This is a genomic window from Polaribacter sp. YIW18 (assembly GCF_057219325.1).
In genome coordinates, this window is record NZ_JBXVVE010000004.1 from 276,581 (window position 1) to 288,936 (window position 12,356).

At 30.1% G+C, this 12,356-nt stretch carries 11 protein-coding genes; 6 read left to right on the forward strand and 5 right to left on the reverse strand.

Translation table 11 applies throughout. The features are described 5' to 3' along the window. Nucleotides 1–59 precede the first annotated feature (59 nt). The 3 genes from hisF (at nucleotide 60) to AC2D6T_RS06610 (ending at nucleotide 3,119) form a co-directional block, all read left to right on the forward strand. Nucleotides 60–815, forward strand: coding sequence for an imidazole glycerol phosphate synthase subunit HisF (gene hisF / locus AC2D6T_RS06600; protein ID WP_298946734.1), 756 nt, complete (start codon nucleotides 60–62; stop codon nucleotides 813–815). 38 nt (nucleotides 816–853) lie between these two features. Next, nucleotides 854–1,483 (forward strand): bifunctional phosphoribosyl-AMP cyclohydrolase/phosphoribosyl-ATP diphosphatase HisIE, encoded by a 630-nt coding sequence (gene hisIE, locus AC2D6T_RS06605; protein ID WP_484680916.1) that lies wholly within the window; start codon nucleotides 854–856, stop codon nucleotides 1,481–1,483. A 307-nt stretch (nucleotides 1,484–1,790) separates the two neighbouring features. Then, nucleotides 1,791–3,119, forward strand: a complete 1,329-nt coding sequence (locus AC2D6T_RS06610) for a dicarboxylate/amino acid:cation symporter (RefSeq protein WP_484680904.1) — start codon at nucleotides 1,791–1,793, stop codon at nucleotides 3,117–3,119. 197 nt (nucleotides 3,120–3,316) lie between these two features. Here AC2D6T_RS06610 and fahA read toward each other — a convergent pair whose 3' ends face one another. Beyond that, nucleotides 3,317–4,594, reverse strand: coding sequence for a fumarylacetoacetase (gene fahA / locus AC2D6T_RS06615; protein WP_484680905.1), 1,278 nt, complete (start codon nucleotides 4,592–4,594; stop codon nucleotides 3,317–3,319). Between the two features lie 197 nt (nucleotides 4,595–4,791). Between fahA and glyA the strand changes: the two genes are divergently transcribed. Further along, nucleotides 4,792–6,066, forward strand: a complete 1,275-nt coding sequence (glyA, locus tag AC2D6T_RS06620; RefSeq protein WP_484680906.1) for a serine hydroxymethyltransferase — start codon at nucleotides 4,792–4,794, stop codon at nucleotides 6,064–6,066. 65 nt (nucleotides 6,067–6,131) lie between these two features. Here glyA and AC2D6T_RS06625 read toward each other — a convergent pair whose 3' ends face one another. Beyond that, nucleotides 6,132–7,475 carry a DNA recombination protein RmuC gene (locus AC2D6T_RS06625; protein ID WP_484680907.1) on the reverse strand — a complete coding sequence of 448 codons (1,344 nt, stop codon included), beginning with the start codon at nucleotides 7,473–7,475 and terminating at the stop codon, nucleotides 6,132–6,134. 91 nt (nucleotides 7,476–7,566) lie between these two features. Between AC2D6T_RS06625 and AC2D6T_RS06630 the strand changes: the two genes are divergently transcribed. Continuing rightward, nucleotides 7,567–8,106 (forward strand): 1-acyl-sn-glycerol-3-phosphate acyltransferase, encoded by a 540-nt coding sequence (locus AC2D6T_RS06630; RefSeq protein ID WP_438988397.1) that lies wholly within the window; start codon nucleotides 7,567–7,569, stop codon nucleotides 8,104–8,106. An 85-nt stretch (nucleotides 8,107–8,191) separates the two neighbouring features. Here AC2D6T_RS06630 and pepT read toward each other — a convergent pair whose 3' ends face one another. From pepT to AC2D6T_RS06645, 3 genes are read right to left on the reverse strand one after another with little or no spacing between them, the layout of a single operon-like run. Continuing rightward, nucleotides 8,192–9,433, reverse strand: a complete 1,242-nt coding sequence (pepT, locus tag AC2D6T_RS06635; RefSeq protein ID WP_484680908.1) for a peptidase T — start codon at nucleotides 9,431–9,433, stop codon at nucleotides 8,192–8,194. Further along, nucleotides 9,434–9,994: a hypothetical protein gene (locus AC2D6T_RS06640; RefSeq protein ID WP_484680909.1), complete on the reverse strand. Its 561-nt coding sequence runs from the start codon at nucleotides 9,992–9,994 to the stop codon at nucleotides 9,434–9,436. Next, complete coding sequence (locus AC2D6T_RS06645) at nucleotides 9,994–11,037, reverse strand: WD40/YVTN/BNR-like repeat-containing protein (RefSeq protein ID WP_484680910.1); 1,044 nt, start codon at nucleotides 11,035–11,037, stop codon at nucleotides 9,994–9,996. The genes AC2D6T_RS06640 and AC2D6T_RS06645 overlap by 1 nt, the downstream gene beginning before the upstream one ends. Nucleotides 11,038–11,082: 45 nt before the next feature. On the opposite strand from AC2D6T_RS06645, the gene AC2D6T_RS06650 reads away from it, so the two are divergent. Further along, on the forward strand, nucleotides 11,083–12,021 hold the full coding sequence (locus AC2D6T_RS06650) for a patatin-like phospholipase family protein (protein WP_438988401.1): 939 nt from the start codon (nucleotides 11,083–11,085) through the stop codon (nucleotides 12,019–12,021). The last annotated feature ends 335 nt before the right edge of the window (nucleotides 12,022–12,356 follow it).

Genomic DNA, 12,356 nt, shown 5'->3' on the forward strand with positions numbered 1-12,356 from the left:
CCTACGCAGGAATGACAGTAACAAAAATCACTTCCCTTTGGGAAGGTTAGGATGGGCTTATGTTAACAAAGAGAATAGTACCTTGTTTAGATATTAAAAACGGAAGAACTGTAAAAGGTGTCAATTTTGTAAATTTAATTGATGCAGGAGATCCAGTGGTTTTGGCAAAACAATATGCAGATTTAGGAGCAGATGAGCTTGTTTTTTTAGACATAGCAGCTACTTTAGAAAATAGAGGAACCACTTTAGATATGGTATTAAAAGTGGCGGAACAAGTAAACATTCCGTTTACAGTTGGTGGTGGAATTTCTTCAGTAGAACACGTTGATGCATTGTTAAAATGTGGTGCTGATAAAGTATCTATAAATTCATCTGCCGTAAAAAGACCTGAATTGGTAAGTGAATTGGCAGACAAATTTGGAAGTCAGTGTGTAGTAGTTGCCATTGATGCAAAACAAATTGATGGAGAATGGTTTGTGCATTTAGCAGGAGGAACAATTCCTACAGAAATAAAGCTTTTTGATTGGGCAAAAGAAGTAGAACAACGTGGAGCAGGAGAAATATTGTTTACCTCTATGAATCATGATGGAACCAAAGCAGGTTTTGCAAATGAAGCTTTAGCCTACTTATCAGAATTGGTAAATATTCCCATTATTGCTTCTGGTGGTGCAGGTACTGTACAACATTTTGCAGATACATTTATAAAAGGAAAATCAGACGCAGCATTAGCTGCAAGTGTTTTTCACTTTGGTGAAATTCCTATTTTAGAGTTAAAACAAGAATTACAAAAACAGGGAGTACCTGTAAGAATATAATAATAGTTTATAGTTATGGTTGAAGGTTTGTGTAAAAACTGAAAACCAACAACCAAAAACCAAATAAAATGAACATCAATTTTAATAAAAATAACGATGGTTTAGTGCCAGCAATCATTCAAGATGCAACAACAAAAAACGTGTTAATGTTAGGATATATGAATGAAGATGCTTTTAACAAAACCAAAGAAACAAATTTGTTAACTTTTTTTAGTAGAACTAAAAACAGGTTATGGACAAAAGGTGAAGAAAGTGGAAATGTATTGAATTTAGTAGATATGAAACTAGATTGTGATAATGATACTTTGTTAATTCAGGTAAATCCAAAAGGACCAACTTGCCATAAAGGATCAGATACTTGTTGGAACGAAGAAAATAATTCGAATTTTGGTTTCTTTTCAACCTTAGAAAATGTGATTTCCAAAAGAGTAGCAAACAAAGACACGAAAAAATCTTACGTAGCCAGTTTATTCGATAAAGGAATTAATAAAGTAGCACAAAAAGTAGGAGAGGAAGCCGTAGAAACCGTTATTGAAGCTATGGATAATAATGATGAATTGTTTTTATATGAATCTGCAGATTTACTCTTTCATTATTTAATGTTATTACAAGCTAAAGGTTTCACTTTAAAAGATATTGAAGCTGAATTGAAGAAAAGACAGAAATAAATTTTTAAAGTAACCCCAATATGAAAACTGTTTTTTAGGGGTAAAACTTATTTATTATTTTATTAAAAGTTGTTCTAAATTTTCTGTCTTGTTCAAAATCTGCACTATACAACTAGTTTTCCTCGTCTTTAAATGGTTTTTTTAATCATTGGGCGATTTTTTTTAAATACATCTAATTTTTTAGTAGTGTAGACAACTTTTTTTTAACAAATGTTTTTCTGAAAATATTTCACAATTTCAGAATAAAGTGACACCCTTTTTTGAGATTTTTTTTATCTTTCAACTTCTTAATAAATTTTAACACTTCATGAAAAAACTAGCACTACATTGGAAAATTTTAATAGGAATGGTATTAGGTATCATTTTTGGTTTTATAATGAACACAATAGAAGGAGGTAAAGACTTTGTAACAGACTGGATTAGTCCATTTGGAACCATATTTATCAACTTATTAAAATTGATAGCTGTACCGTTAATTTTGGCATCGTTAATTAAAGGAATATCAGATTTAAAAGATATTTCTAAAATTAAAAAAATGGGGTTAAGAACAATTTCTATCTATATAGGTACAACTTTGGTGGCTATAATTATAGGTTTAGGTATTGTAAATTTGGTAAAACCAGGCACAGGAATGTCTGCAGATACCATAGAAAAAATTAAAGCGAAGTACGAAAACTCTACTGATGTAACCGACAAACTAACCAAAGCAACGGCACAAAATGACGCAGGTCCATTACAGGCATTGGTAGATATTTTTCCAAGTAATATTTTTCAATCTTTTGTAGATGCTAGCATGTTACAGGTTATCTTTTTTGCCATGTTTGTAGGTATTTCTTTACTGTTAATATCAGAAAAAAAAGCAAAACCTTTAATGGATTTTTTTGATTCTTTAAATGAAATGGTGATGAAAATGGTAGATCTAATCATGCTTTTTGCGCCTTACGCTGTATTTGCATTATTAGCAAATGTTATTATTGCTTTTGATGATACTGAAATTTTATTAAAACTACTAGTTTATGCTTTGTGTGTTGTTGGTGGTTTGGTATTAATGATTGTTTTTTACCTATTTTTAGTTGCTGTGTACACAAAAAAATCACCAATGTGGTTTTTAAAACAAATTAGTCCAGCACAATTATTAGCATTTTCTACAAGTTCTAGTGCTGCTACTTTACCAGTTACTATGGAAAGGGTTGAAGAACATTTAGGCGTAGATAAAGAAGTTTCTGGTTTTGTTTTACCAGTTGGTGCAACAATTAATATGGATGGCACTAGCTTGTACCAAGGTATTGCAGCTGTATTTATTATGCAAGTAGTATGGCCAGAAGGAGCTACATTTTCCAATCAATTAGTAATTATTTTTACTGCCTTATTAGCTTCTATTGGTTCTGCAGCTGTACCAAGTGCAGGTATGGTAATGTTGGTTATTGTTTTAGAATCTATCAATTTTCCAGCAGAATTATTACCTATAGGTTTGGCTTTAATTTTTGCTGTAGATAGACCTTTAGATATGTGTAGAACTACAGTAAATGTTACCGGAGATGCAACAGTATCTATGATTATTGCAAAATCTTTAGACAAATTACACGAACATCCAATTGAGAAAAATTGGGATGATAATTATGATAAAGTGAAGTAAATAAATTAAAAGTTGGGTTTTAGAAGTTAGAAAATTTCCAACAAAAAAAATAAAATAAACAAACAAATGGATTATTTGGTTTAAGAAAATAGGAATATTTAAATCCCTCAAATATTCAATCATCATTAAGATTTTTATGAATATAATTCATAAAAAAAACTCACAAAGTGAGTTTTTTTTATGTAGAAAATAACTATTTATTTTGCAGGTAAAATTTTACCAACACATTCACCAAAACCAATACGTACTTTATCATTTTTACAATGTGCCCGCATAATTACGGTATCGTTATCGTTAATAAATTTACGGGTTGTACCATCTTTTAGTTTGATAGGGTTTTTACCACGCCAAGTCAACTCTAACATAGAACCAAAACTATCTTTTGTAGGTCCAGAAATGGTACCAGACCCCATCATATCACCAGCTTCAACAGGGCATCCATTTACGGTATGATGTGCTAGTTGTTGCGCCATAGTCCAATACATATATTTAAAATTAGAGTTGGCAACTATAGTTTCATCTCCATTTTCTGGCTGAATTCCCACTTGTAAGTGAATATCATAACTTCCTTTTCCTTGTTGTTTTAAATAAGACAAAGGTTCGTGTACTTGTTTAGGATTATCGGTTCTAAATGGTTCTAAAGCATCTAAAGTTACAATCCAAGGTGATATTGTAGAGGCAAAACTTTTACCTAAAAAAGGTCCTAAAGGAACATATTCCCAAGCTTGTATATCTCTTGCAGACCAATCATTAAACTGTACCAATCCAAAAATATACTCTTCAGCTTCTTCAATAGGTATTCTTTCGCCTAAGACATTGGCATCTGTTGTTATAAAAGCCATTTCTAGCTCAAAATCTAATAATTTTGTAGGTCCAAAACCAGGTGTATTACTTCCTTCAGCAGGTTTTGTTTGTCCATAAGGTCTTCTAATAGGCGTACCAGAAGGTATTATAGAAGAACTTCTACCATGATAACCAATGGGGATATGCAACCAATTAGGTAACAAAGCATTTTCTGGATCTCTAAACAAAGACCCCACATTTGTTGCATGTTCTTTACTGGCATAAAAATCTGTATAATCTCCCACAGCAACAGGTAAAAGCATTTCTACTTCATCCATTCTAAAGATAATTTTATCTTTATGTGCTGCATTATCTCTAAGAGAACCATTGGTTACATCAAAAACTTCTGCAATTCTGTTTCTTACCAAACGCCACGTTTTCCTACCATCTGCAATAAAATCATTTAAATTGTCTTGCAAAAACATATCGTCTGTTAAAGGGATTCCTTCAAAATAACCTAATTGATGAAAAGCACCTAAATCTATAGCAAAATCGCCAATTCTACTTCCAATGGTAATAATATCATCTCTGGTAATAAAAACTCCAAAAGGAATATTCTGAATTGGGAAATCAGAATCTTTATCTACTTTTAACCAAGATTTTCTATTAGGGTTATTTGCTGTTATTATCATTTGTGTATTTTTATTTTATTCTCAAATTTATGTAATTTTTTATCATTTATTAAAGAAAAATAATCAATAACATATTTTTAACATCCTTTTTTTAAGTTAATAACAAATCTTAATAAGTTCTACAAATTACTCATAAATTCTTATTTATTTAAATTCTGTTTTTCACTATTTTTGTTGTGTTAATAAAATCTAAAACAATGCAATTAGACAATCAAATTTTTGATCTTATACAAGAAGAAAAAGAAAGACAGTTAAATGGTTTGGAATTAATAGCTTCTGAAAATTTTGTAAGCGACCAAGTAATGCAGGCCCAAGGTTCTATTTTAACCAATAAATATGCAGAAGGCTACCCAGGTAAAAGATATTATGGTGGTTGTGAAATTGTAGATATTATTGAGCAAATTGCTATAGATAGAGCTAAAGAATTGTTTGGAGCTGCTTATGTAAATGTACAGCCACACTCTGGTTCTCAAGCAAATACAGCTGTTTTTGCAACCTGTATAAAACCAGGAGACACTATTTTAGGTTTTGATTTATCTCATGGTGGGCATTTAACACACGGTTCTCCAGTAAATTTTTCTGGTAAATTATACAACCCTGTTTTTTACGGAGTAGAAGAGGAAACAGGTGTTTTAAATTATGATAAAATTCAAGAAATTGCAACTAAAGAAAAACCAAAATTAATTATTGCAGGTGCATCTGCATATTCTAGAGATATTGATTTTGAGCGTTTTAGAAAAATTGCAGATAGTGTAAATGCTATTTTAATGGCAGATATTTCTCATCCTGCAGGTTTAATTGCAAAAGGTATTTTAAATGATCCTTTACCACATTGCCATATTGTAACTTCTACTACACACAAAACTTTACGTGGTCCAAGAGGTGGTATTATAATGATGGGACAAGATTTTGAAAATCCGTTTGGAGAAACTTTAAAAAGCGGTAAACCAAAAATGATGTCAATGTTATTAAACTCTGCTGTTTTTCCAGGTAATCAAGGTGGGCCTTTAGAGCATGTTATTGGTGCTAAAGCAATTGCTTTTGGAGAGGCATTAACAGATGAGTTTTTAGAATATCAAATACAAGTAAAAGAAAACGCAGCAGCAATGGCCAAAGAATTTGTTGCTAAAGGATATAAAATTATTTCTGGGGGTACAGACAATCACTGTATGTTAATAGATCTTCGTAACAAAGGTATTTCTGGTAAAGATGCAGAAATTGCCTTAGGAAAGGCAGACATTACTGTAAATAAAAATATGGTGCCTTTTGATGATAAATCTCCTTTTGTTACTTCTGGTATACGTGTTGGAACCCCTGCAATTACAACTAGAGGTTTAAAAGTTGAAGACATGAAACAAGTAGTAAACTTTATTGATGAAGCAATTCAAAATGCAGATAATGAAGAAGCTTTACATGAAATTGGAGAAAGAGTTTCTGAAATGATGAGCTCTAGAAGACTGTTTGTTATGTAAACAACCATAAATATAATTTAAAAAACACCAAGATATAAGTCTTGGTGTTTTTTTTTGAAAGAAAATTAATCGTTGTTTTTAGCTCTTTCTATAATTTTTTCAGGAAGTGCTTTTTTAGCTTTAGCGCCCATTTTTTTCAGCTTTTCGATACTTGTAATAATATTTCCTCTACCATCTACTAACTTATTCATAGCACTAGAATACTCTTTTTTACTATCATCTATACGTTTTCCTATTGTAATTAAATCGGTTAATAAACCTTGAAATTTATCGTACAAAGCACCAGCTTGTCTTGCAATTTCTAACGCGTTTCTTTGTTGTTTTTCGTTATTCCACATAGTATCTATAGTACGTAATGTAGCTAATAGAGTAGAAGGTGTAACAATTACAATATTTTTTTCGAAAGCTTTATTATATAGATTCGTATCTGCATTCAATGCCACAGCAAAAGCAGGTTCTATTGGGATAAATAACAATACAAAATCTGGCGATTCTATTTTATATAAGTCTTCATATTTTTTGTCGCTCAATTGTTCTACATGTCTTTTTAAAGAATTGATGTGTTCCTTTAAAAAACGCTCTTTTAAATCATCATCTTCTGCATTTATATATTGTTCATAGGCAACTAAAGCAACTTTAGAATCTACAATCATTTTTTTGTTATCTGGTAAATGAATCACCACATCTGGTAACACCCTTTTTCCATCATCATTGGTAAAGCTTTGTTGTACAAAATACTCTCTATTTTTCTCTAAACCAGATTTTTCTAATACGCGTTCTAAAACCAATTCGCCCCAATTACCTTGCATTTTATTATCACCTTTTAAAGCTTTAGTTAGGTTTAAGGTTTCTTTACTCATTTGTTGATTCAGTTCTTTTAAACCCAATATTTGTTGACGTAAAGCAGCATGATAATCGATACTTTCTTTGTGCGTTTTTTCTACTTTATCTTCAAAACCTTTAATTTTTTCTTGCAAAGGGTTTAAGATATTTTTAATATTTTCTTTGTTTTGTTCTGTAAATTTTGATGATTTTTCGTCTAAAATTTTATTGGCTAAATTTTCAAATTCTTTGGTAAATTTTTCATTTAATTTTTCTAATTCGCCTTTGTTGTCATGTAATTTTTCTGAGGTATTTTTAAACTCTGTTTCCAAACGAGTTTTATCAGAAATTAAACTTTCTTTTTCTTTTTGAATAAATTTTAGTTCACTTTGGAGTTCTTCTAACTTGGTTTCTAAATTTTTTACGCTTTGATTTAGTGTATTGTTTTGGATTTCTAGCGTATTTTTTTCTTTTTCGGAACTACTTTTTTCTTTTTCTATTTCTAATTTAGAAATTAACTTACCTATAAATAAGCCAATTACAGTAAATATTAGAGCTATTAAAAGGTTAATAATTATTTGTGTCATCATGTGAATTTAAGTCCTTAAATTTATCACTTTAAAAGATAACAAAAAACTCTATAACTGAGATTTTGTAAACAAATATGTAAATTGATAAATGAAGAGACTTGCGAAATTTATACTACACACTCTTTTAGGTTGGAAAGTTGCAGGAAGTTTTCCTGAAAAACCTAAAAAATATGTTGTTATTGCTGCGCCACATACAAGTTGGGTAGATTTTCCTATTGCTATTTTAACACGTATAAGTTTAGGAACTATGATTCACTTTATTGGTAAAGATTCACTATTTAAATGGCCTTTTGGATATTTTTTTAGAGCTTTGGGAGGCACTCCTGTAGATAGAAGTAGAAGCAATAATTTGGTAGATGCGGTTATTCAAATTTTTAATAAAAAAGAAAGTTTTAAGCTGGGTTTGTCTCCAGAAGGTACTAGAAAAAAAGTAGAAAAATGGAAAACAGGTTTCTATTTTATTGCAAAAGGGGCAAATGTACCTATTGTTATGGCTACTTTAGATTTTGAAAAAAAACAGGTTAAAATATCAGTACCTTATTATATAACAAACAATTTAGAAGAAGATTTTAAATATTTTAAAAAATTTTATAAAAATATAAAGGGGAAAAATCCTGAATTATCATAATTTTAAATATTCTACAAATAGATAAATTTAAATAATTAATAGCATACGCTATGGCATTAATTATCTAGCTTATTTGAGCCATTTTTTATTGGTATTGTTCTGCAATTTTTGAAGCAATACCCACAATAACTTCTGTTGCTTTTATCATAGATTCTACAGGAATATACTCGTAACGTCCATGAAAATTATGCCCGCCAGCAAAAATATTTGGACACGGTAAACCTTTGTAAGAAAGCTGTGAACCATCTGTACCACCTCGTATGGGTTTTATTATTGGTGTAATGCCAATGTCTTTCATTACTTCTTCTACAATATCTACAATATGTATTACTGGTATAATTTTTTCTTTCATATTAAAGTATTGATCTTTTAGATCTACTTGTATTAATTCTTGCCCAATTTTTTCATTTATATCTTTAGCTATTCTTTGAAACATTTTTTTTCTTTGGGTAAATAATTCAAAGTCATGATCTCTAACAATATATTCTAAAACCGTTTTTTCTACGCTACCAATCACATCATGTAAATGAAAAAAGCCCTCATATCCTGTTGTTTTTTCAGGAACCTCTTCTGTTGGTAAAGCTGCTATAAAATCATTGGCAATGTTAATAGAATTGATCATTTTACCCTTTGCATATCCTGGATGTACAATTTTACCAGTTACAGTAATTTTAGCACTTGCAGCATTAAAATTTTCATACTCTAATTCTCCTATTTGACTACCATCCATTGTGTATGCCCAAGCTGCATCAAATTTATTTACATCAAATTTATGAGCGCCTTTGCCAACTTCTTCATCTGGTGTAAAACAAATTCGAATTTTACCATGTTTAATTTCGGGATGTTGCATTAAGTATTCCATAGCAGTTACAATTTCTGTAACACCTGCTTTGTCATCAGCTCCTAAAAGTGTAGTACCATCTGTGGTGATAAGAGTTTGCCCTTTATATTGTAATAAATCTTCAAAATAATCTGGAGATAAGACAATGTTTTTTTCTTCATTTAGTAGGATATCATTAGCATTATAATCTTCTACAATTTGTGGTTTTACATTTTTACCTGTAAAATCTGGACTTGTATCCATATGTGCTATAAAACCAATAGTAGGTACTTTATAATCGATATTACTAGGCAATGTGGCCATGATATAACAATTTTCATCTAAAGTAACCTCTTGCAAACCAATAGATTTCAAATCTTCTACTAAAATTTTAGCTAAATCCCATTGATTTTCTGAACTAGGAAAATTTGGGTTGTTTGGATTCGATTCTGTATCTATAGTTACGTATTTTATAAATCTATTTGTGATGTGTTTTTTAGCAATCATTTATTGTAATTTTATTTTTTCTAACAAACTTATAGCTTTGCAAATTCTTTTATCTACTAAAGAATCTCCATAAATTAACGCTTTTGCTAATAAAGAGTTTTTGTCATCTATTTTGCAAAAAACCTGTAATTGTAGGTATTTAAATTTTTCTTTTTTTCCATAAGCGATTGTAAAATAGCTTGGTTTGTTTAAAAAAGTAATTTCTTGTCCTTTCACTTGTACTAATTTATTGGCTAAATTGTCTTGTTCTATTTTCAATTTAAAAATATCATTAATATTGATATTATTTTTTATATAATTGATATCCAGCAATATAGAAGATGTTAATTTTTGAATAGTGTCTGCAGCATAAATAGAAGATTGATAGTTGTCTGTATATAAATTAACATTCCAAGTTTTTGGGAGTTTTACAGAAAAATAGCCATTTGTACTTATTGTTTCTTCTAAATTTTTGAAAAATACCTCTTTACAATTGCATATTTTTTGTAAATCGGTTTTTTGTTGACAAGAATACAATAGAAGAGAAGCTATTATTGTATATGTTATTGATTTTATGCGCATTAGTCTAGTTTTAATTTTCCTGTTTTTTGATGACCACTTAACCAAGCTGTATTTTTATCTACAAATTGTATGGCATAATAGCTATCTTTAGAAACATCTTTCCAGGTTTTGCCACCATTATTAGAAAAAGAAACTCCGGTTTTACCCACTGCAAAAACTTCTTTACCATCTGTATTTGGTACATATTGCACGCAACTTTTATAGTTAGGCTGTTGTTTATCTGCCACCAGTTGCCACGTTTTGCCACCATCTGAAGTAATTGCTTTATTAGCTGAGTTTTCTAAAGGTTTTGCATAATTACCACCTATAATAATACCTTTATTTTCATTAGCAAAATCTATGGAATATATTCCTTGAGGTCCATTGCCTTGTATAATTGGTGTTTGAGTAATTGTCCAGTTTTGTCCAAAATCTGTAGACTTTAATATTCTAGCTTTGCTGCCTCCAGAAGCTACCCAAACTGTGCTGCCAATTGTTTTAATATTGGTATTACTAGCGGCAAAAAAAGCTTCGCCTTTTGCTATTTCTGGTAAGTTTTTACAAGGCAATTTTTGCCATGTTTTACCACCATTACTGGTTAAAAGGATAGACGCACAATTTTCTGTGGGATCTCCAACTGCGATTCCATGCAAATGATCATCAAAAAACGTAAGCGCATCATAAAATACTTTTGGGTGTTCTTCTTTGTATTGTAAGGTGACTTTTCCATCAGAAATTTTATATAATAAACCAGGATTTTCAATAGAGAACGCAAAATAATCTTTCCCATTAAAGGCTAAACTTCTAAAATGTGGCACAATAGAATCTTGGTAACGTATGTGTAAAGCATTCCAAATAGTGCCATTATCCGTAGTAAAACCAACATCGCCATTAGAGCCTGCATAAAATACACTTTTATGATCTACCACTTGAATTGCACGAATACTGGTACGATCCATTTTAAACTCTTTAATACTCACTCTTTCTATATTTCTTGGAATATATTCTTCTTTACAAGCGATAAAAAAAAGGAATGCAAAAATAAATGTGGCTATTCTTCTCATTTTTGATATTTTTATAGGACTAAAGTACACAAATCAAAATAGATAATGAAAAAAGCATTGGTGATTTCTGGAGGTGGAAGCAAAGGAGCTTTTGCAGGTGGTGTTGCACAATATTTAATGAAAAAAGAAAAGAAAGAGTACGATTTGTTTTTAGGAACCTCTACTGGTAGTTTAATGGTTTCTCATTTGGCAATGGGGATGTTAGATGAATTAAAAGAACTTTACACGAATGTAAATCAAGAATCTATTTTTAGTAATAATCCTTTTAAAATTAAAAAAGTTGCTGGCGAAAAGGTTGTTAGTATCAATCACTTAAATACTTTTTGGAATTTTTTAAATGGAAGAAAAACCTTTGGAGAAAGTAAAAACTTACGTTCTTTAATTAAAAGAAACGTTACAAAAGACATGTATAACAGTATAAAAGAAGCCAATAAAGAAGTTGTGGTAACTGTGTCTAATTTAACAGCAAATCAAATAGAATATAAATCTATAAATGATTGTAGTTATGAAGATTTTTGCGATTGGATTTGGGGTTCTTGTAACTATGTGCCTTTTATGAGTTTGTTAGAAAAAAATTATTGTCAGTATGCAGATGGTGGTTTTGGCTCGTTAATACCTATTAGAGAAGCTATTTTAAGAGGTGCAACAGAAATTGATGCTATTATTTTAGAAACCGAGGTTACTCAGCTAAATAAGTTGCCAGCAAAAAACCCTTTTTCTTTACTCTTTGATGTGTTTGACTTTATGTTGACCCATGTAGAAAGACACAATATTACCATTGGTAAATTGGCAGCAGCTAATAAAGATATTAAATTGAATTTATATTATACACCCACTGTTTTAACTACAAATTCTTTGGTTTTTGATAAGAATTTAATGCGTAAATGGTGGAAATCTGGTTATAAATATGCAAAATCTAAAAAAGAAGAAAAAATGAGTGAATTTAGACCAGATATTTTAACAGATAAAGAAATGATTTGGTAAATCAATTAAACGAATGAGTGGGTGCAGGGTTAAATTATTCATTTTTTAACTCCTAAAAATTTAGGAGACACTTCACCTTTATGAGTAACACTTTTTAAAAAAAATAAAAAACGAATTTTATTAATTTTTAAAAATCTTATTGATAAAAATGATGCAAGTTCAAAAGGTAAAATAAGTTTGAGAAAAACAACTTTTACCTAGATTTTTACATTTTCTAAGTTCAAGTAATAAGTGCAACAGATAAATTTAAACACTTGAAGTTTTACCTCCAAGTGTTTTGGTTAAAGACCTAAATTTGTCTTGGATGAAAAAATATAAGCAATTAACCTTAGCAC

Excerpts from the sequence above, each read along its gene's own strand:
- hisF (WP_298946734.1), top strand. The coding sequence starts at position 60 with ATGTTAACAAAGAGAATAGTACCTTGTTTAGATATTAAAAACGGAAGA.
- AC2D6T_RS06610 (WP_484680904.1), top strand. The coding sequence starts at position 1,791 with ATGAAAAAACTAGCACTACATTGGAAAATTTTAATAGGAATGGTATTA.
- fahA (WP_484680905.1), bottom strand. The coding sequence starts at position 4,594 with ATGATAATAACAGCAAATAACCCTAATAGAAAATCTTGGTTAAAAGTA.
- glyA (WP_484680906.1), top strand. The coding sequence starts at position 4,792 with ATGCAATTAGACAATCAAATTTTTGATCTTATACAAGAAGAAAAAGAA.
- AC2D6T_RS06625 (WP_484680907.1), bottom strand. The coding sequence starts at position 7,475 with ATGACACAAATAATTATTAACCTTTTAATAGCTCTAATATTTACTGTA.
- AC2D6T_RS06630 (WP_438988397.1), top strand. The coding sequence starts at position 7,567 with ATGAAGAGACTTGCGAAATTTATACTACACACTCTTTTAGGTTGGAAA.
- pepT (WP_484680908.1), bottom strand. The coding sequence starts at position 9,433 with ATGATTGCTAAAAAACACATCACAAATAGATTTATAAAATACGTAACT.
- AC2D6T_RS06640 (WP_484680909.1), bottom strand. The coding sequence starts at position 9,994 with ATGCGCATAAAATCAATAACATATACAATAATAGCTTCTCTTCTATTG.
- AC2D6T_RS06645 (WP_484680910.1), bottom strand. The coding sequence starts at position 11,037 with ATGAGAAGAATAGCCACATTTATTTTTGCATTCCTTTTTTTTATCGCT.
- AC2D6T_RS06650 (WP_438988401.1), top strand. The coding sequence starts at position 11,083 with ATGAAAAAAGCATTGGTGATTTCTGGAGGTGGAAGCAAAGGAGCTTTT.